General features: G+C 68.3%; 17 protein-coding genes and 1 pseudogene. 7 read left to right on the top strand and 11 right to left on the bottom strand.

Annotation, left to right across the window (positions count from 1 at the left end):
* The first annotated feature begins 131 nt into the window (after positions 1 to 131).
* The 3 genes from ACFQ7Q_RS10585 to ACFQ7Q_RS10595 all read left to right on the top strand — a co-directional run bounded on the left by ACFQ7Q_RS10585 (position 132) and on the right by ACFQ7Q_RS10595 (position 4,298).
* Positions 132 to 2,228 carry a DUF4158 domain-containing protein gene (locus tag ACFQ7Q_RS10585; protein ID WP_383552126.1) on the top strand — a complete coding sequence of 699 codons (2,097 nt, stop codon included), beginning with the start codon at positions 132 to 134 and terminating at the stop codon, positions 2,226 to 2,228.
* An 88-nt stretch (positions 2,229 to 2,316) separates the two neighbouring features.
* The gene (locus tag ACFQ7Q_RS10590) at positions 2,317 to 3,138 is read left to right on the top strand and encodes a hypothetical protein (RefSeq protein ID WP_383552128.1); all 822 of its coding nucleotides are present in this window, start codon (positions 2,317 to 2,319) and stop codon (positions 3,136 to 3,138) included.
* Between the two features lie 512 nt (positions 3,139 to 3,650).
* Positions 3,651 to 4,298 carry a DUF1963 domain-containing protein gene (locus ACFQ7Q_RS10595; protein WP_383552129.1) on the top strand — a complete coding sequence of 216 codons (648 nt, stop codon included), beginning with the start codon at positions 3,651 to 3,653 and terminating at the stop codon, positions 4,296 to 4,298.
* 335 nt (positions 4,299 to 4,633) lie between these two features.
* Here ACFQ7Q_RS10595 and ACFQ7Q_RS10600 read toward each other — a convergent pair whose 3' ends face one another.
* From ACFQ7Q_RS10600 to ACFQ7Q_RS10650, 11 genes are all read right to left on the bottom strand, one after another.
* Complete coding sequence (locus tag ACFQ7Q_RS10600) at positions 4,634 to 5,797, bottom strand: C40 family peptidase (protein WP_383552131.1); 1,164 nt, start codon at positions 5,795 to 5,797, stop codon at positions 4,634 to 4,636.
* Positions 5,794 to 8,118, bottom strand: a complete 2,325-nt coding sequence (locus tag ACFQ7Q_RS10605) for a hypothetical protein (RefSeq protein WP_383552133.1) — start codon at positions 8,116 to 8,118, stop codon at positions 5,794 to 5,796. Before ACFQ7Q_RS10605 ends, ACFQ7Q_RS10600 begins: the two co-directional genes overlap by 4 nt.
* A complete protein-coding gene (locus ACFQ7Q_RS10610; RefSeq protein ID WP_383552136.1) occupies positions 8,115 to 10,661 on the bottom strand; it encodes an ATP-binding protein in 2,547 nt (848 codons plus the stop codon). Before ACFQ7Q_RS10610 ends, ACFQ7Q_RS10605 begins: the two co-directional genes overlap by 4 nt.
* Positions 10,662 to 10,675: 14 nt before the next feature.
* Positions 10,676 to 11,305: a hypothetical protein gene (locus ACFQ7Q_RS10615; RefSeq protein ID WP_383552138.1), complete on the bottom strand. Its 630-nt coding sequence runs from the start codon at positions 11,303 to 11,305 to the stop codon at positions 10,676 to 10,678.
* Complete coding sequence (locus tag ACFQ7Q_RS10620) at positions 11,302 to 11,586, bottom strand: hypothetical protein (RefSeq protein ID WP_383552141.1); 285 nt, start codon at positions 11,584 to 11,586, stop codon at positions 11,302 to 11,304. The genes ACFQ7Q_RS10615 and ACFQ7Q_RS10620 overlap by 4 nt, the downstream gene beginning before the upstream one ends.
* Before the next feature lie 12 nt (positions 11,587 to 11,598).
* Positions 11,599 to 12,711, bottom strand: coding sequence for a conjugal transfer protein (locus tag ACFQ7Q_RS10625; RefSeq protein WP_383552143.1), 1,113 nt, complete (start codon positions 12,709 to 12,711; stop codon positions 11,599 to 11,601).
* The gene (locus ACFQ7Q_RS10630) at positions 12,708 to 12,977 is read right to left on the bottom strand and encodes a hypothetical protein (RefSeq protein ID WP_383552145.1); all 270 of its coding nucleotides are present in this window, start codon (positions 12,975 to 12,977) and stop codon (positions 12,708 to 12,710) included. The genes ACFQ7Q_RS10625 and ACFQ7Q_RS10630 overlap by 4 nt, the downstream gene beginning before the upstream one ends.
* 50 nt (positions 12,978 to 13,027) lie before the next feature.
* Positions 13,028 to 13,918 carry a hypothetical protein gene (locus ACFQ7Q_RS10635; RefSeq protein ID WP_383552147.1) on the bottom strand — a complete coding sequence of 297 codons (891 nt, stop codon included), beginning with the start codon at positions 13,916 to 13,918 and terminating at the stop codon, positions 13,028 to 13,030.
* Positions 13,919 to 15,058: 1,140 nt separating this feature from the next.
* Positions 15,059 to 16,552 carry a DUF2637 domain-containing protein gene (locus ACFQ7Q_RS10640; RefSeq protein WP_383552149.1) on the bottom strand — a complete coding sequence of 498 codons (1,494 nt, stop codon included), beginning with the start codon at positions 16,550 to 16,552 and terminating at the stop codon, positions 15,059 to 15,061.
* A gap of 118 nt (positions 16,553 to 16,670) precedes the next feature.
* A complete protein-coding gene (locus ACFQ7Q_RS10645) occupies positions 16,671 to 17,732 on the bottom strand; it encodes a ParB/RepB/Spo0J family partition protein (RefSeq protein WP_383552151.1) in 1,062 nt (353 codons plus the stop codon).
* Positions 17,729 to 18,877: a ParA family protein gene (locus ACFQ7Q_RS10650; RefSeq protein ID WP_383552154.1), complete on the bottom strand. Its 1,149-nt coding sequence runs from the start codon at positions 18,875 to 18,877 to the stop codon at positions 17,729 to 17,731. The genes ACFQ7Q_RS10645 and ACFQ7Q_RS10650 overlap by 4 nt, the downstream gene beginning before the upstream one ends.
* 253 nt (positions 18,878 to 19,130) lie before the next feature.
* On the opposite strand from ACFQ7Q_RS10650, the gene ACFQ7Q_RS10655 reads away from it, so the two are divergent.
* The 4 genes and pseudogenes from ACFQ7Q_RS10655 to ACFQ7Q_RS10670 all read left to right on the top strand — a co-directional run.
* Entirely contained in the window at positions 19,131 to 20,120 is a 990-nt protein-coding gene (locus tag ACFQ7Q_RS10655) for a restriction endonuclease (RefSeq protein ID WP_383552156.1), read from the top strand.
* Positions 20,120 to 21,100: a restriction endonuclease gene (locus tag ACFQ7Q_RS10660; RefSeq protein WP_383552158.1), complete on the top strand. Its 981-nt coding sequence runs from the start codon at positions 20,120 to 20,122 to the stop codon at positions 21,098 to 21,100. The genes ACFQ7Q_RS10655 and ACFQ7Q_RS10660 overlap by 1 nt, the downstream gene beginning before the upstream one ends.
* Before the next feature lie 653 nt (positions 21,101 to 21,753).
* Positions 21,754 to 22,044: a hypothetical protein gene (locus ACFQ7Q_RS10665; RefSeq protein ID WP_383552159.1), complete on the top strand. Its 291-nt coding sequence runs from the start codon at positions 21,754 to 21,756 to the stop codon at positions 22,042 to 22,044.
* Between the two features lie 327 nt (positions 22,045 to 22,371).
* Positions 22,372 to 22,491, top strand: a pseudogene (locus ACFQ7Q_RS10670) (IS5/IS1182 family transposase); the annotation flags it as partial.
* Positions 22,492 to 22,527 lie beyond the last annotated feature (36 nt).

A 22,527-nucleotide genomic window follows, 5' to 3' on the forward strand; every position in this document is an offset into this window, starting at 1 on the left:
CCGGGCTGCCTGGGGACCAAGATCGCAAAGATGTGGGTCAGGGCCGCTACTGCGCTGAAGGCGGTTTGACCCCGAGTGATCGGCGCCCCGAATCTGCCTTCACAGGTCATCCGATCGTCACAGGAGAGGCAGTGGAATCGACCGACGAAAAGCACGAACGGCTCGCTGGCTACCCGTCGTTCGTCGACGGGATCCCGGAGTCCGACTGGCCCCGCCTACACCTCAGCGAGGGTGATCTCCAAAGGGTTTGGAAGAAGCGGGAGCCGCACACGCAACTCGGCTACGCCGTGCAGATCATCGTTCCCCGCTTGCTGGGCCGGCACCAAACCGACATGAGCCGGATTCCGAAGGACCTCGTAGAGCACGTCGGCGGACAACTCGGCATGGCAGAGCCGCTAGCGGCAATCCAGCGCTATGGGGAACACGGTGACACGGTTCGAGTGCACGCCCGGGAGATCGAGCGCGAAGACGGCTGGACCTCGTTCGCCGATGGCAGGAGCCAGCTCGAGGAGCAGATGGAGCACTGGCTGGAAAACGCACCGGTCGGCCCTAAGGCGCTGAGAGCCAAGATGATGGGTTGGCTCATTGAGAAACGCATCATGCTCCCCGCGTTGTCCACCTTGGATGTTCTCGTCAGCCAGCACCGCAACTCGGCCGCAGAGCATGTCATCGCCAAGCTCTACCGCAAGGTCACACCCGCACAGATCCGCATCCTTGACCAGCTGATGGAAGCGTCCGAAGGCAGGCCCAGCCAACTGAGCGCCTTACGCGTCCGTATCGACGGCGACAACCTGTCGAGGCTGGAACGGGCACTGAAACGAGCCGATGACATCGCCGGTCTGGGGTTCGCCGACGTCGATGTCTCCGACATCCCCGAGCGCTGGCTCACGGCCCTAGCCGACCGCGCGATGACCACGCGAGTGCACCGCGTCAGGGAGCATTCCACCAAGCATGCAGCGGCCCTGGCGGCGATCAAGCGCCTGGAGAAGAGTGCCCTGAACGATGCGATCGATATCCTGGACCGGCTGATCACCGGCACGTTCATCAACAAGCCCAAGAGATGGGCGGAGAAGGAGCTCCTGCGGGCCTTCCCGGAGTTCGCGGCCCGCGGCGCCCTGGTCGCCGAGGCATTTCTCGCTGTGCTGGAGTCGGTAGCCGAGCGAGTCGACACCGGAACCGGGGAGATCAGCGACCGCCACACCGACACCGCATCCACCCGAGCTCTGCTGGAGACATACGCCGACCGTCGCGTCCTCGCCGAGGCGGCCACGCTCCTCCTCACGTACCTGCCGGCGCGCGACTCCGACGTCGACGAAGCCCGCCGCACCAAGGCACTGGAGAAGTACCCGGTGCTACGCAAACTCGTGCCCCTCCTCGTCAGCAGCAGGCTCTTCAAAGCCAACAAGCCAGGCCTGCGAGCGCTCACCGCGCTCCACAACCTGCCCCGCCTCATGGAAGCCGACCACGCGAGGGACGGCGACATCGACACCGAACTCCTGAAAGGCTCCTGGCGACGCCTGGTGCTGGGCACACCAGGACCAGAGCCTGCCGGCGTCAATCTGTCGGCGTACGCGATGTGCGTGGTGGAGACCTTCCACCAGCGCCTCTGCGCGCGGGACATCTACGTCGAGGGCAGCTCACGCTGGGCGAACCCGCAGGCCGCTTTGCTGCCCCGTGAGACCTGGGCCCGCGAACGCCTCTCGCTGCTCGCCGGCCTCGGCCTGCCCGAAGACGCCGACACGTACCTCGCGAGGGCGCGCGAGGAACTGCACGCCCTCTTCGGCAGGGTCGATTCACTTGTCGCCGACGGCTCCGAAGTCGTCTCGCCCGACGGACGGCTGGTGCTGACCAAGGCGGCCGCGCCCCGCACGTCAGAGCTGAGCCGCAAGGTGGCAGAGATGCTTCCCGCGGTAGAACTGCCCGAAGTCGTCTTGTACATCCTGAATCACATCGGCGGAACCAGCGTGTTCACCACGGCAACCGGTGAGCCGTTCGCATACACAGACCTCGTCTCCTCCGTTGCCGCCGTGATGGTTGGACACGGATGCAACATCGGTCTCGCCGCCGTCGCCAGCGACCAGGGCAGGGAGGGCTTGACGAACGACCGGCTGGTCCGCGTCAGCCAGGGCTTCCGGCCCGAGACGATCGAGGCCTGCAACAAGCTTATGGTGGACGCGGCGAACAGGATTCCGCCTCCCGCCGTTCACTGGCGCCCACGCCGCAGGTGATCGACCGGCCAAGGTCCCTCGGGGCCCGCGTCCTCCGGTATGCCTCAGCCCGGTGGGAGCGTGGGAGACCACCAGGAACAAGTGCACGATGCCGAAGAAGCAGTCGACCGCCGCGAAGAAGGCCCGTCAGCGACAGACGGCCACCGGCGAGAAGTACACCGCCGCCCTGCGGGCCCACGCACCCGGACCGGTCCGGCACCGGCCGTTCAGCGCCAAGGGTGCGGGATGGGCGCCCATCGTCGAACGAGCCGAGCGGAAGCTCATCGAGGTCTGGCCCGACTGCCCGGTGCCCTACTGGGAAGAGAAGTACGGTGACCTCTGCTGGAAGTACGTTCCGGCCGGTGCTCCTGCGGACGTGTGGCGGGTCATCAGTGCGGCTATCGAGGAAGCCTCAGGCACGTGCCAGACCTGCTCTTCGTCCGGCCGGAAGCGCGTGGTGTGGCACTGGGATAGCTACTACGGCTGGGTAATGCCGTGGGTGAAAACCTGCTGTGACGTCTGCTCCCACGTGCCTGAGCACCTGCGAAATGACCCTAGCTACCTCGACCTGGTCGAGCAGTACGAGGAGCCCGAACCCGAGCCCGAACCGGACGGCTGCTGTGAGGCGCTCGAGGAAGTGGCCTCGGAAGTCCGGGCGCAGTTCGACCAGGGCGGGGTGCCGGCGCTGCTGGCGAAGCTGGAAGAGCTGCGCGAGTCGATGTGGCGGCGCAGCCCGCATTACGACGTCCTCAGCGGTCACGCGGTCGTGCTGGCCGTAGAGGAGGCGTGCGTGCCGTTGCTGCACCGAATGTGGCAGGCGGGCGTCGTGTCGGAGCCGGTGTTGCCCGTGGCAGAGCGGCGGCAGGTTCTCCGGGCCATCGATGGCCTGCACGGAGTGCTCAGCGAGATGGTCGCGGAAGAGCGCCGCTGACGGGAACGTCGTCGCACCGATGTGGGGATGATGGGCCCGTTAGCTCTTGGCTGCACGGCCCCATCGGGGCGAGCTGCTCGTGGCTGCGTAGGTGACAGTGGAGAACGTTTGTCGTCGGGGACGGAGAGCAGTTGCTTGGTCGAGAGCGGCGGGATGTTGTCGAGTTTCGGGAGCACCGGCGCGACACAGGGATGGTGACAGGTGCCGACCATATGCCGGCCGTTACACACCTGGCGGACTGGTTGTCGTACCTGAGTTCTAGAGTCCGTCATATGTCCCGCCACACACCTAGCCGTCCGGTGGACGTGGAGAGCCTCTTTCCTGAGTTGCTCCCCTTCCGCCGCGAGTCCGTCCGGCTACACCCGCGTCCCGGTTCTCCGACCTGCAAGGACAGTTCCGTCGGAGGTCCCTTGCTCTGGCCTGCCGGGGAGCCATGGCCGGTGTGCCGGGAGGAGCACCACGACATGGGCTCCGGGAGTGGTCCGGAACCCGCTGTACCCCTGGTTCCCATCGTGCAGGTCCATCGTGTCGACGCGCCCGGCGTGCCCTTTCCCAAGGGGACGGACCTGCTCCAGGTCTTGTGGTGCCCTTACGCACATGGCGACTTCGGCAACCCCTTGCCCCAGGTCCACTGGCGGGACGCCGGCGCCATCGGCGACGTATTGCCAACCCCGGAACCGGCGGCCGGGCTTCCCGAGGACTGGTACCCGGCTGCCTGTGTGGTTCACCCCGAGCAGGTGACCGAGTACCCGAGCTGGGACCTTCCTGATGACGTCTACGACGCGCTGAGGGACCGCTTCGACACACTGCTGGCAGAAACAGGCATGCGGTACTCGTACCACCTCGCGGAGGCCCCAGGAATCAAGCTGGGTGGCTACCCGAGCTGGACACAGGAACCGTACTGGCCCGACTGCGAAGGGTGTGGCAGTCGGATGGAGCATCTCCTGACTGTCGCCAGCTGGGAATTCGACGGAGAGTCCTGGCGCACGTGGCTTCCCGAAGAGGACCGAGCCGACGAGAACGATTCGGGCGGCCTGCGTTGGAAGGGCGATGCCCACAACCCCGCCGGACTGTGCCTTGGCGACGCCGGAGGCGTCTACATCTTCGAGTGCCGTATGTGTCCTGAGCGCCCCATCGAACGCTGGTTCGACTGCTCGTGACCGCTGGGTTCACCGTGCCGGTTGCATAGCGCAAGCACACTGTGAAGGGAAGCAACCGGCCGTTCTCAGAACTCGGCAACACGGATCTACACCGAATGAAGATGCTCTCGGTATTGGCCTACGAACGTTCTCGGTTCTCGACGACATAGCCACTGCTCGCCTCGGATGCCGCACTCGTGATCTGCGACATTCGCCCGCAGTCTCAGGACGTGTCGGACGCTGGAGTCTGAGGTCTGAAGTCACTCTACTGAGCGGTTCTCAGTGATATGCCCGCAGACGACAAGTTGACGGCAGATCACTGCGAATCCGACAGATCTAAAGCGGCCCTACGGCGGTCAGCCGACGATGCGCCGGACCACGAGGATCGTGCCCATGTTCGCCTGCTTGGTCACCTCGACGACCCGGCCTGGCTTCGGAGCGTGGACCACATAGCCGTAGCCGATCGCCATGGACACGTGCTCGGGCGCGGCCGCAGTGCCACGGGAGAACAGGAGGTCTCCCGGCTGAGCCTGACCGGTGGGGATGCCTCGCCCGTCGTGAATCTGTGTGTAGGTGGTCCGGGTGATCTCCCTTCCGGCGACACCGTAGGCACGTTGGGTCAGCGATGAGCAGTCGCATCGCTCGGACGCGTTGGGCCCGTGGGGGTTGGTGCAGCTGCCGCCCCACTGGTAGGGCGTCCCGAGCTGGCCGAGGGCCCAGCGGATCGCGGTCTTCACCTCCATCGGTGCTGTGGCCGGGATTTGGTATCCCTCGGGCAGCGTCCCAGGCGGGATCTCCCCGAAGTTCACATTGCCCCCTTGTCCGGCGCACTCCCCCGGGCCGAGGTGTCCGCCGAGGCCGGACGCTCCCGTCAGCGGCCCGGTGGGCGCCGCACCAAGTGTAGGGGCGATCGCCTGCTGGAGGGCGGTGGCGAGCGGTTCGTGCTTGGCGTACGCGTCAGGGAATCCGCTGCGCTGGACCTTCTGCGCGGCCACCGTGAGCGGCATGTGCTGCCAGTCCCACAATTTCACGAGCCTGTCGTAGAACTTCCCGGAGGAGTAGACGGGGTCCAAGATCTGCTCGCGGGTGCCCCACCCCTGAGAGGGCCGCTGCTGGAACAGGCCGAGCGAGTCACGGTCGCCATGGTCGAGGTTGATCAGGGTGCTTTCTTGAAGCGCGGTGGCCAGGGCGATGACCTGCCCGCGGGCCGGCACCCGCTTCTGGATTCCGGTCGCGACAATGACCTTCGCGTTGGGAATCTGCTTCTTGGGCTCTGAGAGGCCCGGCACATTCACGTCGCCGCTGCCAGCCAGCATCTCCTTGACCTTGCGGGCGATTTCGACGGTGTCCGGGTCGAGTCCGTGCCCGCCGCCGGCGGGACAGCGGGCCGAGGCAGCAGCGGCCTCCGCCTCGCTCTGGCCAAGGCCGGCGACGTGGGCTCCTACAGCTGCGAGCAGCACAAGTGCCAGCCCGAGCAGCCCAGCAGTGCCGGCTAGCCACCGCTTCATTCCCTTCTTCATGAACCGCCCCGTTGGCGGCGACGACGGTTCAGCTCCCACTGCTCGTTGCGGCTGAGAGACGCGTCGCTCGGCCGCCGCGGGGTCACGTCGGGGACGCGGCGCGTGCCGGGCTGGCGTTGGGTGCCGCGGTCCAGACGCTGACGGAGCTGCTGCTGGCGCGGCGAGGCCGCTGGCTGAGTCGGCAGCGGGTGGCGGGGCTGGTGCCGCCTCGCCGTCTGTGTGGTCTGTGAGATGGGCTGGTTCGGGACAGTGGTCGCCTGACTGATGCCGACGGGGAGATGGTGCGCGGGTCCTCCCGGACGCTGGTCCGCCGGGGTACTCGGCGGATTGGGTGACTGCCTGTGCGGCGGCACGGGCAGTGCCTGCCGCGGACCGCCGGCGTTGACCGGCTGGGGCTGGGGCTGGGGCTGGGGCTGGGGCTGGGGCTGGGGCTGGGGCTGGGGCTGCCCTGCGGGCCGCGCCGGGCGGCGGCCTCTGCCCCTGCTCCCGGACTGGATCCGGTTCATCAGGGCGACAGAGCTGACACTGGAGGACGTGGCGTATCCCAGAGCGGCGATCGGATTGCCCGAGGCGAGTACCACGCCGACCATCGCGGTGCGGGTGGCCTTGCGTGCGATGCTCTGGTTCTTGGCCACTGGGGTTGAGGCCGGGGTGAAGCTGCTGCCGTGGGTCCCGCCGATCCGGGCCACGGACATCTTGGCGCGCCAGTTCGCGGCGACCTGCTTGGAGCGGACCGTGAGGGCCTTGCGCTTCTTGATCGCGCCGATGCACACGATGTCCACGGCGAGGAATCGGAGCGTGAGTTCGTTGCCCCAGTCCTGCTGTACGGGATCGAGGACGGCCTGGATGATCAGGATGAGGACGGCGAGACCCGTGATCGAGACGAGGAGCTGTCCGAGGGAGCGCAGGACGGACGCCGCCCAGTCCCACAGGAAGGCGCGGCCGGCCCCGGGCATCAGCCCGGCCACGAGGGCAGGTTCGGCCCGGACTGCGTCCCACGCGATGCGGCACTGTGCGATGAGGAAGCTGCCGGCAAGACCGGCGATCAGGATGGTGACAATCAGGGCCGCGATGAGGAGGAAGATCGCACCGCCGACCTTGTCCATCGATGCACGCTTCGCGGCCTGGACGTCCCCCTTGACGCACTCCTTCTCGAACTTCTCCATCGGCGGGTTACCGAAGTGGTCGACCGCCCACTGCTGGGCAATGGGCAGAGTCCAGTCGGTGATCATTGCGCCGGAGGGGTCGATCCAGCTCCGGTAGTGGTTGTACTTCTTCAGCCGCTCCGTCTGCTGGTTGAGCGCCCGGTCGAAGGCGAGCTGCGAGAGCTTGGTGTCGGAGTACTTCTTCGCACAGTCGCCCTCGAAGACCCGGCCGTACTGGATCAGCATGGCCGGCTTGACGACAAAGGCGTCCGTCAGCGCGTTGGTCAGCGGACGGGACAGCGCCCGGCTGCTGGCCGAGTCCTCCTCTTCGGGGTCCTTCTCCCGTTCGCCGGGGTTGGCGTCGAGGATGATGTCGGCGACTTCGAGAGCCAGGCCGCGGGCGACGGCGATAGCGCCGTGCTGCTCCCCCAGCAGCAGCTGCGGGGGCGAGGACAGCAGCGTGGCGGTGAGGGCGGCGATCAGGATGGACAGGGCCGCGTCTCCCCATCCCTTGGCCCGGTCCCCGAAGAAGACCCGGGCCACGCAGACGAGCGTGCACACCGACAGGAAGAGACTGGGCAGCCCCATCTCGAGGATGACCCGGGTGTGCAGGCTGTTGGCCACGGACAGGACCGGCGCCAGGAGCAGCTTGGCCAGGCCGAAGCCGAGGGCCCAGGCGATGAGCCAGCAGCAGAACGCGATGACCCACTTGGTGACCATGAAGCAGAGCTCGGTGATCAAGTTCTGGATGCCGAGGTCCCAGTCGGTCAGGCCTCCGGTGTCGCCCTTGACGGTGTAGGCCGAGATCGGCATGCGGTTGCGGTCGGTGACGTTGAAGACCGCAAGGACGCCGCCCTCGTCGGGCAGCAGCTGGCGCAGGCGCTCCTCTTCGGCCTCGAGGTAGGCCTCCTGCGCGGAGTCGGAGAATTGACTGTTGAGCTCGTCAAGGATCTTCTCGATCTCCGCGAGTTCCTCCGGGGTCGGGGTGCGGGTCCCGGGTGTGGTCGTCGGCGGGCTGACGGGGGTGGTGGTCGCCGACGGGTTCGGCTCGGCGAGGGCCGGCAGGGAGCTGAGCATGGTGAAGGCGGTGGCGGCGAACGCCGCCACCAGCAACGCGAGGCGCAGGCGGGCCGCGCCGAGCAGGCGCAGTCGCCTCCATGGGGTGTGCGGGCTCATCGGACGGCGGCCCGCTCGCTGGTCGGGGTGGTGTGGATGGCCTTCTCGACCGCCCGGTCCAAGGGGATGAGGACCCGCATGAGGCCGATGCGGCCGGCCAGGTCGCGGTAGAGGCACTCCCCCGCCCGGGCCCGTCGTTGGTCCTCGGGCAGGCCGAGCGGTGAGAGGCCGCCGGTCACCAGGTCCAGCAAGTCGGTGTCGGTGGAGTCCACGCCGAGGAACTCCAGGGAGCGGGCGGCAAGGGTGCGGCTGGTCTGCCGGAAGACGAACCTGTGGGGGATGAGGCCGCGGACGATGGTGCCCTTCTCGCTGTCGGCCGGGCCGATGTCATCGGCGTCGTGCGAGCCGACGTACGCGGCGGCGTTGCGCTTACGGCCGTCGCGGAGCTGTTCCAGGAGGAGTTCCAGGCCTTCGTCCGAGCTCGTCAGCCACCAGCACTCGTCGAAGACCGTGACGGCGAACTCATCCCGGGAGCGCATCGCGGTCTCGCGGGAGACCGCGGCGATCAGGTACATCAGGGCCCGGCCCAGGACCTTCTCGAACTCCAGGCGCTGGATGCGGTGTTCGGAGGCGAGTTCGGACTTCTTGGGAAGGGCGAGCGCGCTGACGAGGAAGACGACGCTGTCGGCGCGGTGAGTGTCGACGACCGGCAGCGTCTCGTCGAAGACGACACGGGCCAAGTCCTTGCGGGCGACCGAGGCGAGCTTGCGAGCCAGGCCGTGGGCGGCCGCGTCGGCCGTGCCGCGCTTGGTGAGCTCATCCATGAGGGCGCGCATGGACGGCTCGGGCCGGGCCAGGACCGCCTGGACGGCTTCGGACAGGGCGACGCCTTCGAGGTCCATCGGCCGGACCCCGAGCAGCAGCGTGAGGAAGGACTCGGTGAAGCGGGCCGCGGCCTGCGGGCTGTCCTTGACGTACAGGCGCAGGGGGTCGAGGGAGACCTCGGCGGTGTGGTCGATGCGGATCAGCTGGGTGGTGCCGGGGCAGGCCTTGGCGAAGCGTGCCCATTCCTGGTCGGTGGTGCGGTCGACGATGACGGCGCGGCCGCGGGAGCCGGGACGGCCGAGCTGGTGACCTCGGGCGAGGACGTTGTAGACGGCGCCCTTCATGCCCACGGACTTGCCGGCGCCGAGCTCTCCGAGCCAGGCCATCGACGCGCTCGCGTTCTCGCGGGGGCCGCGGGCGGGGTCGATGAGGACGGGGCGGGCCCCGCCTGAGGCGACCTGGAGGCCGTAGAGGCCGCCGCGTTCGTCGCCGAGCTGGGAGCCGCACCAGGGCATGGCCATCGCGAAGTCGCGGGCGAGGAGGATCTGCGCGTAGCCGGCCATGACCCGGGGGGTGCGGCAGCCGGGCAGCATCGCCTGCCAGAGGCTTGCCTGTTCGCCGGCGGGCCGGGAGAAGGTGTAGTCGGTCGAGCCGAAATCGCTCGCGAGGGCGGCGGCACGGTCCATGGCGTCGCCGGGGCTGTCGCCCCACACGGCGAGGGTGACCATGGCGCGGATCTCGACCTCGCGCCGGTTCGACGTCAGCCGCTCGTGGTACTCCTCGTTGTCGGCCTGGTTGCGGGCGACAGCTGCGGGCGGGCCGGCCGGGTCGCCCTCGTACTCGGCCGCCTGAGCCTTCAGGTGCCTCGCCCTCTTGCGGACCTTCGGCTCGGCCTTCGATCCGGGGACGATGACCAGACGGGCGGTCCAGTCAACGGGGTAGGCCAGGTCGTCGAGCTGCTGGAGGTACGCCGCCCCGGGCAGGGCGAAGGCCTCGGGCATCTCGGAGAGGGCCAGGAGCGCCTGGTAGGAGTCGCCCCACTCGCTGGAGACCTGAAGGAAGCGACGCGCGAACGGGTTGGCCGGCAGCGCGGGGCCGGCGTTGAAGACGGCGCCGCCTTCGCCGACGAGGATCTCCCCCAGCGCCGCCGTGTTCCGGCCCCGGCCGCGGACCGGGGTCTCGGTGCCGTCCGGCAGGAAGGGTTCCACGAGCCCGCGGCGGGCGCTGTGGCCGTAGATCCACAGGATCTCCGCCTCGGAGGCCGGCCGCATCGACACCCCGGTCGGCCACTGGGCCTGGATCCGCTGGGCCTGCTCCAGGCGCCGCTGCACCTCCGCGTCGGTGACGATCGCAGGCATCAGGCCGAGCTGCAGGGAGACTTCCACCCGCGCCGCCCGGAACGCCGACACCACCGCGTCCTTCTGCGACAGCGGGGGAAGCGGGAGCGCGAGCCAGTCGGTGCGTCCGGTCAGCTCCATGGACTCCAGCTGGTCCAGGACCGCATGCCCGAGGCGCTCGTAGCGGGGAGCGCGGTCCAGGTCGATGTCGTCGACCATGGCACGCACCACCGCGGTCGGGTCGATCTGCGGGCACAGCGACAGCAGCATCGGCTCGCCAGCCATGGCCTTGAACAGGCCCTCCAGGGCCTTGAGACGGCGCTTCTTCACGGCGGCGGGGGCGTGGGAGTAGTTGGTCGCGGCGACGCGCCACACGGCCCAGACGGTGCCGTGAGTGGTGAAGATCAGGTTCTGCTGGACGTGCCGGATCGGCAGGCGCATCGTCAGTTCTCCAGTCAGGTGCGGGTGGTGGGCGCGCGGCGGGCGAGGAGGGCCTGCACCCCCGAGGCCACCAGCGCGGAGGGCGCCGAAGGCCCTTCGGGTGCCGGCGGCGCGGCGGCGGGTACCACGGGCCGGGGCCGGGTCTGCTTCGGTGGCGGCTCAGGTGCGGGGGCGTCTGTGGTCGCCGGGGCGGTGGCTTCGGCGGCCTGTTCATCGGCGGGCAGGTGGATGCGGGTGTCACTGCGGGTGGGGCGGGCCGGCCGGTAGGGGCGGCCGCGAAGGTGGCCGCGCCGGGGCGCGGCCAGCATCAGAACGATGCTCAGCAGGGCGGCCGCGGGGTTGCGGCCGTCGATGTGGAGGTGGCGCAGCACGAACGCGACCACGGCGGGCAGGACGATGAGGACGGCGACGTCGAGCCAGCCGTGGCCGCCCCACACGGGCCGGGTCAGGATCAGGGCGGCAACGGTGGAGACGATCCCGGCGAGCTGGGTGAGGGTGTAGGGGCCGCCGGGCAGCCGGATCCCCCGGCCGCCGTTGACGTCCCGGATCACGCCGTGGACCAGCGGCGCGCGCCGAGCTTTGGTGTAGCAGCGGCCGATCAGCTCGAAGTCCAGCTCGCCGCCGTTGGCGGCGGCCTCGCTCACTGGTCACTCCGGACGGCGTTGGGGCCGCCCTGGTACTGGACGATGTCCTCGGTGGTCTTGTTCTTGAGGGCGCCCATGTTGGCGGACAGGCCCCAGACGATCGCCGCGAAGATGACCGCCATGATCGTCGGGCCGGGCGCCTTCGTCTTCCAGCCCACGACGACGACGAAGATCCCGCACAGTGCCGGGATGGCCACGTCGAAGATGAGGCCCTTGATGGCGGTGCCGAGGCCGGTTCCGGTCTGGATCCAGCCCGCGGCCAGCGTGATGGTGTCGTGCATGACGGTGCTCCCTTATGTGGTGGGGGTGGTGGCCGGACTCGGGGCGCCGGAGGCTGCCGGGGCCGGAGTCTGCGGGTTGAGGGCGGGGGCGCCGTCGAGACTGGCGATCTCCCACCGGCCGGCGCGGGCCTTGAGAGTGAGGGCGTAGGTGAGCGGGAGGCGCACCCGGTCATGGCCGGTGGCTCGGAGAGTGACGAGCAGGCGCTGGGTGGTGCCGTCGCCGGGGACGGAGACGACGGGCTCACCGCCGGTCTCGCCCTCGACGGCGAACTGGTCCACGGCGACGCCCGAGTAGGGCGCCGGGGACGGCGCAGCCAGACGGGTACCCGGAGCGAGGTAGCGGTCGAGCTCGGCACCGGCCTTAGTGAGGTAGGCAGACAGGAAGCTGGTGACCGCCTGGGTGCGCGGGTCAGTCGGCAGCGCCGGGCGCATCGCGCCGTAGACCAGCTCCGGGGTCTTGGCCCGCTCGGGGGCGGCGACCTCGGCCGGCAGCGCGAGGGCGGTGTACGCGGTCGCTCCCCCGGCGCCGGGCGCCGTGGCCACGGGTACCTGGAAGTAGCGCACCTCGTCGGTCGCGGCCGCCGGGTTCGGGGAGGTGCCTTGCTGCGTGGACTGCGTGGACTGCGTGGACTGCGTGGCGGTGACGCGGGCCGCGACCGTGACCGACCAGACAGCAGTGTCGGTCTGGCGCAGCCGGACGACGGTCAGTTGCTCACCCCGGCGCTGCCCGGAGACGCCGTCGAGCTGAAGGTTGCCAGCCGCCGGGTAGTAGGCCGCGAGCTTGGGCTCGTCGCCGCGCCCGGCGGACAGGTAGGCGGCGACGAAGAGGGTCGCGAAGCCAGCCGCGCCCTGGCCGCCGCTCGCGGCCGGGGCGGCCGGGGCGGTCTTCGAAGCCGGGGCCGCAGACGTGGCGGGTACGGACAGGTAGGCGAGCCCGCCCAGCAGCGGCCCCAGCGCGATCAGGCCCCAGACGAGCCAGCGCAGCAGCGCAGCGGAGTTGGCCTGGGCACCGGTCGACCAGCCACCGACCCAGCCCGCGTCCTGCTCGACCGCCGGCTCCTGGACGGCCGACGGCTGTGGCTCCGCCGGTGCGGCCGGCTTTCGGCCGGTGCGCACGAGGCTCATGCCGTACCTCCGGCTGACCGGAGGGTGTGGCCGGCCAGCTCCGCGATCCGGCTGCGGAGTTCCGCTTCCGGGCGGCGACTCAGCGCGGCGAGCGAAGCGAGGACCGGCTCGGCGTCCTCGTCGAGGAAGGCGCGGAGCTTCTCGTGGGTGCCGGTGTCGAAGGGGCGGGCGACGAGGGAGGCGCCAAGCTGGATGAGCAGACGCTGGGCGCGGGTAACGCGCTCCTCGTCCGCGTCCAGCGACGTCGCGGCGGCGGGTGTGGTCAAGGCACATCTCCAAAAGGGGGAGCGGACGGTGGCCGGGGCGGTGGTCCAGGTCATGCCGCGGCCTCGGGCTGGAGGGATGCTTTGAGGCGGGCCAGGGCCCGCGAGCGGCGGCGCTGCCAGGCGCCGGCCGTGGTGCCGGCGCGAGCGGCGGCCTCGATGTCCGGGATGCCGCCACTGATGTGGTGCCAGGCCAGCGCCCGCGCGTCGGTGATGGACAGCGCCCCGTCGCGGACCGCGTCGAGGAGGAGCTCCAGGAGCTCCAGCCGGGCGGGGGTGGATGCGACGTCCTCGGCCGGGCCCGCGTGGAGACCGACTTCGGCCGCGGCGGCGCGCAGAGTACGGGCGCGGGCGATCTCGTACGGGCCCGGCGCCGAGTCGGCCACATGCTCGGCGGTCGCGAGGTCCTCCCCCACCGGACTCTGTTCGGCAGCGAGTTCGGCCAGGACCTGGCGCAGGGTGTCCAGGATCAGGTTGGCGGCGGGCCGGCCGGGGCGGAGGTGGATACGGCCGGCGCGTGCCACTTCGTACAGGGCGGCCACGGTCACGTGACCGACGGCGTCGCGGGTGCGGCCGCCGCTCGCACGTACCTGTCCCCGGGTGATGCGGATGACTGCGGGCAGCATCGCCTGGACGATGACGCGGCCGGCGAGAGCGGCCGATCGGTCACGGCCGGCCGCTCGCTCAAGGAGGGCGCGCAGGACTGCATCGGTCAGCGCATCGGTCACGCCGTTGGCCGACGGGCGGAGCGCGGCAAGGAGCTGGGCGGGCGTCAGGGAGGCCGCCCAGGAATCGGTCACGGCCGCGATGCCGTCGGTCAGGTGGCCATCGGTCACCCAGTCGGTCACCACGTGCTGCAGTCCGGGGTCCGCGCACAGCGCGGCCCAGTCGGCATCCAGCCGGTTGAAGAACCCGCCGACGACGGGGTGCAGAGCGTCGTGCACGGCACGTCTCCTTTCGGATCTCGTGCCGTACAGACTCCTCATACCGGCTTGCCCGAAGGCTTGCCCAGTGCCCTAATGGAGCAGGTAGTGGGCTTGCCCATGCGCCGGGAAAGCCCCTGGTGTCCGATTGGGCAAGCCTCCCGTTGTGGTGGGCAAGCCTGCTCTGACCGGTTGATGCAACTCTCGGCAAGGCTCCGTTGGGGGTGGGCAAGCCAGTCGCCGGTGCGGCGGAACCAGGGAAGCGGGAAGAGATCGGTCACGGCCTAGGCATGGCCGATGGACGCTGATTGGCCATGGCCGATGACCGAGGAGGCGTGATCGGCCATCGGCTAGGGGTCAGCCGACCGGCCACGCGGGCCGCATCGGCCATCGGCCACCGTCGATCGGCCACGACCGGCGGCAGTCCGTGGACCGGTCTCGGGCAGCGCGGTGCCGCGAATGACGGTGGCCGATGACCAGGGTCGGTCATCGGCCACTGCCGGAAGGGGGCGCTCGGAACGAAGGCATGCGCGGCCCTGTGGGTGGGGCTGCTCCGTCACGCCACATAGCGCTGGCGATAACGGCGTTATCGCCAGCGCGTAGACCGTCGCCTAAGGGGAACAGCCGCCGAGCGATAACGGCGTTATCACCGAAGCCCGACGAGGGCGCTATCGCTCACGGCCAGCCGGTCGGCTGTGCCGAGACCGTCGGCCACTGCCATCGGTCACGACCGTCCATCCCGAGTACCGGTCACAGCTGGCGCGCGCCGCGGACACGACAGTGGTTGATGACCGGGGTTGGTTCGGCCACTGCCGGAGAGGGGTTGTTGGTTTCCGGATGGACCGATGGTGTGCGCGCTCTTGCTGCAGGCGCTACTCCCCCGGCCGCCATGCTGGTGATAACGCCGTTATCACCAGCCGGAGACCGATTGCCCGTACGGAACGGCCACCAGTGATAACGGCGTTATCACCAGCTCCGTGGCGTGACCGATGACCGCTGAGGGCGGTCTGTCATCGGTCACGCGAGCAGAACGGCCACGCGGGACCTTCGGCCATCGGCCACGGTCGTCAACCTTGCGCAGCTCCCCCGTCCGGCGCGGTGCTGGACATGACGGAGGCCCGTGGCCGGGTTGGTCATCGACCACTGCCGGAGGGGAGTTGGTCAGCTGCGCACGGAGCGGAGATGCGGCCGGCCCTGCTGCTGGCGCTGCTCCTCAAGGTACTCAGTGGCCTTGTCGAGGCGGCGCTGTCCGGTCCGCGGGGACAGACCGAGACGGCGGGCGACCTCTGCGCCGGAGAGCCTCTCCCCCGACTCCTCTGCCTCGGAGAGCCACGTGGCGACGGTCACAACCTGTTGTTGCACAGTGTCCAGCTCCGGCTTGGCAGTCTGTTGCTCGGGCAAGCGAGCGGTAGCTGCTCCGTCGTCGGTCACGGCGGACTCCCAGACCGGCGACCCGGGCCCCGGCTCCGACGATCGCGTGGAGGGAAGGTCCAGGGATGTCTGCACCGGTACTCCCCCACCGGCCTGCTGCTCGTCGACCACCGCCGAAGTCGGCGCCGATACAGGCTCACTCACGAACGGATCGGCAACGACTGGGGTCGGCGACGCGGCGAACCGCTGCGCTACGTGGCGCGCAAAGAACGGGTGTGGCTCCGCAGCCGGGCGCTCCATGACACCCGCGGCGTCGGCACGAACGCCGACCTCATCCGCCAGGGATGCCCGGTCATCGGTCCCGGCCGGGACTTCCAGCCGGTCATCGGCCAGCGGCTCCGCAGGGGACTGACTAACGGCGGTGACGTCCTGTTGCAGGGCCTCCGGCTCCTCGTCAACCACCGTCATCTCGGCTTGCGGGATCTCATGTCCGGCAGCTTCGCTGTGTCCGAAGTCCAATGCCCGCTGGTGCTCACCAGCCGTCGATACGGCCGCCGTGTGTCCGTCGATGCGCTCCACCGTCACGGCGTTGTCCAGGTCCAGGCCGGCTTCTTCAAGGACGTGCGGTGCGGTCTCGGTGAGCGGGACGCCGTACTTGGCGAGCCGGAGAGGCATCAGTGCCTCCACCGGGGCCTTGCGGCGCCAGCTACGCCCATATCGGGCTTGCAGCTGCGCCTCGTAGACAAGGCGGTACTGCTCCAGCTTGATGACGCGCTCGTAGGAACGGATCTCCCACAGCTTCATCCTGCGCCACAGCCTGAAGGTGGGCAGCGGCGAGAGGAGCCAGCGCGTGAGCCGGACCCCCTCCATGTGCTTGTCGGCCGTGATGTCAGCGATGCGGCCCACTGCATGACGGGCTGCCTCCACGGTCACGACGAACAGCACCGGGATGACGGCGTGCATACCGACGCCCAGCGGGTCAGGCCAGGCTGCCGCGCCATTGAAGGCGATCGTGGCTGCGGTGAGGAGCCAGGCCGTCTGCCGAAGCAGCGGGAACGGTATCCGGATCCAGGTCAGGAGGAGATCCAGGGCCAGCAGGACGCAGATACCGGCGTCTATGCCGATGGGGAAGAAGTAGGAGAAGTCGCCGAAGTCTTTCTGTACGGCGAGCTCGCGTACAGCTGTGTAGGAGCCGGCAAATCCGATGCCAGCGATGACGACTGCGCCGGCGACCACCACACCGATCAGAATCTTGTGTGTGCGTGTCAGTTGCACCGCGGCCACCCGCTATCCCCTCCCGTTGTGTCAGCCTGGCTTCCGGCTGCCGTCTGTATTGATCCACCCACACGATGGGCGGCCGTGTCTCACGAACATACGGAGACATGGCCCCCCATCGTTGGGGTCAGTCCTCGGTGAGCAGCTTCGCCAGGGTCCGACGGTCCTCGAGGGACATGTGCTGGCGTGCCAGTCGGTTGAGGGCCTGAGGGTTGTGCCACGGAAGGCCGGTTGCTGCTTCCGCTCCCCCACGATCCACCGCTGCCGGAGCTTCGTTGGATCGTTCCGGGTGCGTCTCCCGCCGGCCGTCGATAACGCCGTTATCGGTCGGCGACCCTGTCTCGGCAGACTCGTTGTGGCTCGGGCTGGTGATAACGGCGTTATCACTGGGTGACTGCTCCGTTCCGAGGTGACTGGTCTGCGCGCTGGTGATAACGGCGTTATCGCCAGCATCGGGGGGCGTGGGGGAGTGGGGGGCGTTTCGCTTGAGCCGCTTCTCCTGGGCCTGCTGTGCTCGGGCGTCTGCCGTTGCGCGCTGCTCGGCGGGGGAGAGCTTGCTCAGTCCGCGGACGTGCTCGACCTTTCGCAGGCCGGCTTCTAGGTCGGCCTGCAGCTGCGGCTCGAGCTCGAGGAGAGACAGGCGCTGCGAGATGTACGGCTGCGTGACCCCCAGACGCTTCGCGGCCTTGTGCTGGGAGCCGTAGAAGCTGACCAGCGTCTTGAGCGCCTGGGCCTCTTCCAGGTCCGAGAGGTTCTCCCGCTGCGCGTTGGCGACGAAGGCGGACTCCAGCAGGATTTCGTCCGTGGAGACCCGGGCGTCGTCGACGGTGACCTTTATCGAAGCGAGGCCGGCTTCCCTGGCACCTGCCAAACGGCGGTGGCCGTCGACCACCACATACTCGGCGCCGGAGTCCAGCTCTGAGGCCCGTTCAGGCCGATCCCGGAGATAGGCCGAGACAGACGCGACAGTGATCGCCTGGATCTGGCCGACCTCCAGGAGACTGGAGGCCATACCCGACACGTCGCCCAGACCGTCACGCGGGTTGTCGGGGTTGGCGCTGATCAGAGCCAGGTCCAGCACGGTCGGGTCTCCGCCGAAGGCGGCATCCGTCAGCTGCCGGCGCACACTGCGTGCCTGGCTCGCGCGAGCGAACGAGGACGACGCCCCGAGCTGGTCTCGCTTGCTCATGAGATCTCCCTAGCGATCTGCCGCATGATCTCCGATTGATCACTGTGGGGTGCGTAAGCCAGCAGAGGGCGATGCATGCGCACGGCTTCGCGCTGCTCCTTCAGATCACCGATGACGGCCAGCACGCGCGGGTCGCCGAGCTCGCGCCACTCCTGAAGGGAGGAGGTGGCGACGAAGCCGCGGCGGCTGTCGTAGAGGTTGACGACGAGACCCAGGTACTCGATGTCCAGGCGGAGGTCGTCGCGAAGAGACTCGATCTGGTCTGCGAGCATGGCGTACGCGGTCGCTGATGAGTCTTCAGCGAGCACAGGGATGACCAGGCCGGTGATGCCGTGGCCTTCTCCCTGACGGCGGCGGCCGTAGTAGATGGCCGCATCGGTGGCCATGCCCAGGCTGGGCGGGCAGTCCACGACGATGGCGTCGAAGTCCTTCTCCAGGGGCTGCAGGGCCCGTTCCAGGGCTGCTTCCTTGTTTCGCATCCGGGAGACAGCGATCTTGGCGTCCAGGAGAAAGCCGTCGGGACAGGCAGGCAGCACATGCAGGCGCTTGCCGAACCGAGGCTCCTCGATGGTGACCACCAGGTCTCGGAGGTTGCCCTTGCCCTCCCCGCACATGTGCAGCACCAGGCTGTCTGCTCCAGGGGCGATCTGCTCAACCCCGAGTTGATCGCTGAGGTGTCCCTGCGGGTCGTAGTCGACGAGGAGGACGGACATTCCGTCCTCAGCCAGAGCCGAGGCGAGGCCGGCGGCGACCGCGGTCTTCCCGACGCCGCCCTTCTGGTTGATGACGATCTTGCGTTGTGCGATGCCGGTGACCGGACGGTGTCTGGGGGAGGGATGCGTGTCCAGCCACAGCTGGATCGACTGAGCGAGGCCCTGCACGAACGGGAGTCCTCGCTCGGCGCAGGTGACCTTGAGCTGGTCCCACTGGCCGGGCGGCAGCCAAGTGGAGAATGACGTGGAGCCCGAAGTGTCGATGGGGGAGTAGTCGGCATCGGTTGCGCGCCAGGCCGAGATGCCCTCAGACGCGGCGTCCTGGATGTCGACGCCAAGTTCGGCGGCGCGAACCTTCAAGTCCTGACGAAGCCAGGACGGCAGCTTGGAGACGACCTTCTCTCTGTCTCCACTGGGGTTTGGGGTGACCATGAAGTCAGCTTACTAACTTCATGGCTCGGAGTGTGTGACGGCAGGTCATGTGGCGTGTCACCAGGCAGTATCCAGCATGTCCCGATTCGCGGACCTTTGCGCCCCCGGGCATGCAGACAACCTCAACCTCGGCCCCTGCTTGCCAGCCACAGACTGCGCACAGTGCCAGCCGTCTCCCATCAGTGGAACCAGCGGCACGAAAGACTGCTCTGCGCCCGGGGCCCCTGTCAGTGGTGATGTGTAGCCTCGCTCGGTGATAGTTGACCGACGCGCTGCCGTCACTCCTCCCCGCTACAGCAGTCCCGAGTTCCGCAAGGCCATGGGGGATCTGCTCGGGAAGGCCAACCGTGACGATCTACTGCGAGTGCTGATCTGGACCGCTGAATGCAGGATCGCCTCCAATGTCGCAGCCGACTGGAGGGCCCATCTGGACCTGCTGAACCGGGAACTGACAGAAGCGAAGCGACGAACCGTCTACCGGTTCGGATCCAACACCATCGCGATCTCCTCAGCCTGCCGCAAGGCCGCCGAAGCAGTGCGCGAGGCACTCAGCCCGGAGATTCTCGAGGCAAAGGAAGCCCTGGGGGAGTGCGAGCAGGTCCTGGACGAGCTCAGCCGATACCTAGGACAGCACCTGGGTGCCAGGGCGAGGACTGAAGCCCGCACAGGCCCGACGCTCGAAGGCATCACGCCCCTGCGTGATCAGCTCGCTGAGGCGCGCAACCGTCTCGAGCAGATCTTGGCAGCAGACAAGGAGCGGCTACACGCTCTCGCCCTCGCGAACGGCTACGCGACGAACAGCAGCAAACACGGCGCCGGCGCGGATCTGAGCACCATCGACCGCATGACTCCGGAGCAGTTCACCCGACACGTTGTCGAAATGCTCCACCGCGATGGCTGCCACTTGGAGGAAAAGGCGCTCCAAGACCACCGCTCGCCATCTCTGATCGTGGCATCGAGCGACCTCGGCACCCTTGCGATCCGCCCGCACCACATGGGCGTTCACACCTACACCACTTCAGCGCCCAACGTCACCGCTCCCATGCTGCGAAGAGATGTCCAAGCCGCAGCCGCCCACGATTGCAATCACGTGCTCATAGTCACCAACAGCAGCCTCTCCCGCCCAGCGCGACGCTACGCAGCTCAGCAGCGCATGCGACTCATCGACCGTGACAACTTGCGGAACTGGAGTGAGTGGCGGCAGCCGCTTGCCCAGCTCGCCGACTTCGCCGAGGCCGAGTGATGCACCTCAACTGGAAGAGCAACGTCTCGCTGCCCCTGTACGAGGACGCGACCCTCAACGAAGAGCTGACCGAACTCGTCCGCGCCGCCCATGACGACGATGCCTTCGCAGCGCTCCTCCACTGGGCCGAAGGAAAGATCGCGCTAGACCTGCATGAGCTGCTGGAGACCCATGTGAGCGCCGTGCGTCAGCTGCTGAGCGACATGCCACTACCCGGTGGGGTGACACCGACGACGCCGACGTGGCTCGACTGCATCGATGCCCACCTGCGCCTGCGCGACCGTCTCCGCACCGAAGTCGAAACAGCTGAAGCACTCCAAACTCAGGCAACAGAGGCATGGCATGCTCTGCGCCAGAGAACCGCCGAAGACCACCGCGTGCGCTTCGATCACAGCACTGCACTGGATCCAGCCGGCCTCGAGCGGCTCGCCGTCCTTCGAAAGGAACTCTCCCAAGCCGCGACCCGAATCGATGCCGCCTTCGAGGAGCATGTGGAGACATGCCATCACCTCGCCCACCGCGACGAAGAGTTCCTGATCTTCTCCGCTACCGCGGGCAGCATCCGGCTCGATGAGTTCGACGAGATGACCCCAGCCGAGTTCGAGAAGGCAATAGCCCGCCTGGCACAACGAGATGGACACACGCTCACGAGGCGGCAAGGAGGCGCCCGAGACCTCGGCGCAGACGTCATCACCAACACCCCGGACGGGCGGAAGATCGTCTTTCAGTGCAAGCACCGACAACCCGGCGGTCGTCCCGTGGGATCCCCTGTCATCCAGACTCTCAATGGCACAGCCCGCCCCGTTCACCATGCCGACATCGTCATTGCCGTCACCAACAGTTCGTTCACCCAACAGGCCCGGGACCTAGCCGCAGATCAGAACATCCATCTCCTAGCTGGATCCTGTCTACGTCGGTGGGCAACATGGGGTGAACCTCTATTGGACGTCCTCAGTCTGAAAGGTCCTCAGACGAGTTGAAACAGAGCTGACATGAGGACCGCCGCTTTGCTCCGCCCAGCCCAGAGGCGACGAGACATCACCCGCACGGAGCATCAAAGACCACTCCAGGGCGGCCGCGATTGGCTGTGTGCGCCCCTGACGGCCTGCCAGCATCTCGACCATCCCGTCACACCGGGTACTTCGAGATCGGCCGCCTGGGCCCCCATTCTGCCCGTCGCTTTTGAGGCTGATGCGAATTTTTCCCGATTTCTGTCGGAGAGTGCGTCGTCGTAATCGGAACTGAGTTGGACGTGCCGGGTGGAGGCGGAGGACTTCTGTCTGGAGTACGTCGGTGACCGCGGTGAGTCGCCTGCCGGTCCGCTGGAGGTGATATGGCCGGCAGGTTTCGAGGCGTCCGGGCAGGTGGGTGTTTGCCCTTCCGTCGTACAAGCTGATCCCGCACACCGCGGCGACGTACCGGCGCCACCGGGGGGTGCCCCTATCTCTTTGGTCAAGGTGGATGGGTGCTGGTTCGGGCGTCTGGAACGATGTGCCTGTGCATGCTGATGATCAGGTTGGCGAGGGCGTCTCCGCGGACCTCGCGTTGCTTCTCCGGAACGCCGCCGACGGCCGTCCGGTGAAGATCGTCCCTTCAGTCTGCGGTGGGTGTGGTGGGCGCGTGTTCTTCGTGCTTGTCGACGATGTCGAGGGCGGAGCCGAGCGGGCGGGTGTGCGCTGGTTGCGGCGGCCGTGCCTTCATCGCGGATAGCGAGGAGTTCTGGGAGGACGCCGATCCGGGTGAGGCCTGCTGCCCGTGCGGGAGCAAGGAGTTCGAGACTGCGGTCGCATTCTCCTTGGCCCACGACGGACTGGTTCGCTGGGTAACCGTTGGGCTGCGGTGCCGGAAGGACGGCGCCGCGGGGGTCTATGCCGACTGGAAGATCGACTACGGCCCCACGGGCCACCTCCTGACCATGGTCTAGGTGTATTGACCCGCAGGGTTGTTGACGCGGCTGATGGGCGGGTGTCCGTCGAGTGCGGTGTGGCAGCGGTGGTGGTTGTAGGTGTGGAGACTCACCACAGTTCGAGCCCGTACTGGAGAAGGTTCGCGTGCCCCGCATCGGACCGGGTCGGCCACGCGTCCATCCCGATCGGGTGCGGGCTGACAAGGCGTACGCTTCCCGCAAGCCCGGGCTTTCCCGCGCCGCCGGGGAATCCGCTGCACTATCCCCGACAAGGCCGACCAGGTGCGCAACCGCCAGAATCACGGCTTCCGCAGCGGCCGGCCGCCGCGCTTCGACCCGGCCGACTACTGCGAGCGCCATGCGGTTGAGTGCGGTAACAACCGCCTCAAGAGGCACCGTGCCGTCGCCACGCGCTATGACAAGCTCGCGGTCCGCTACGAGGCGACCGTTCTTGTCGCAGCCATCAACGATTCTCTGCGACCCACGCCCACCGGCCCTAGC

It is taken from the genome of Streptomyces sp. NPDC056527 (assembly GCF_042794475.1).
Lineage (GTDB): Bacteria > Actinomycetota > Actinomycetes > Streptomycetales > Streptomycetaceae > Streptomyces.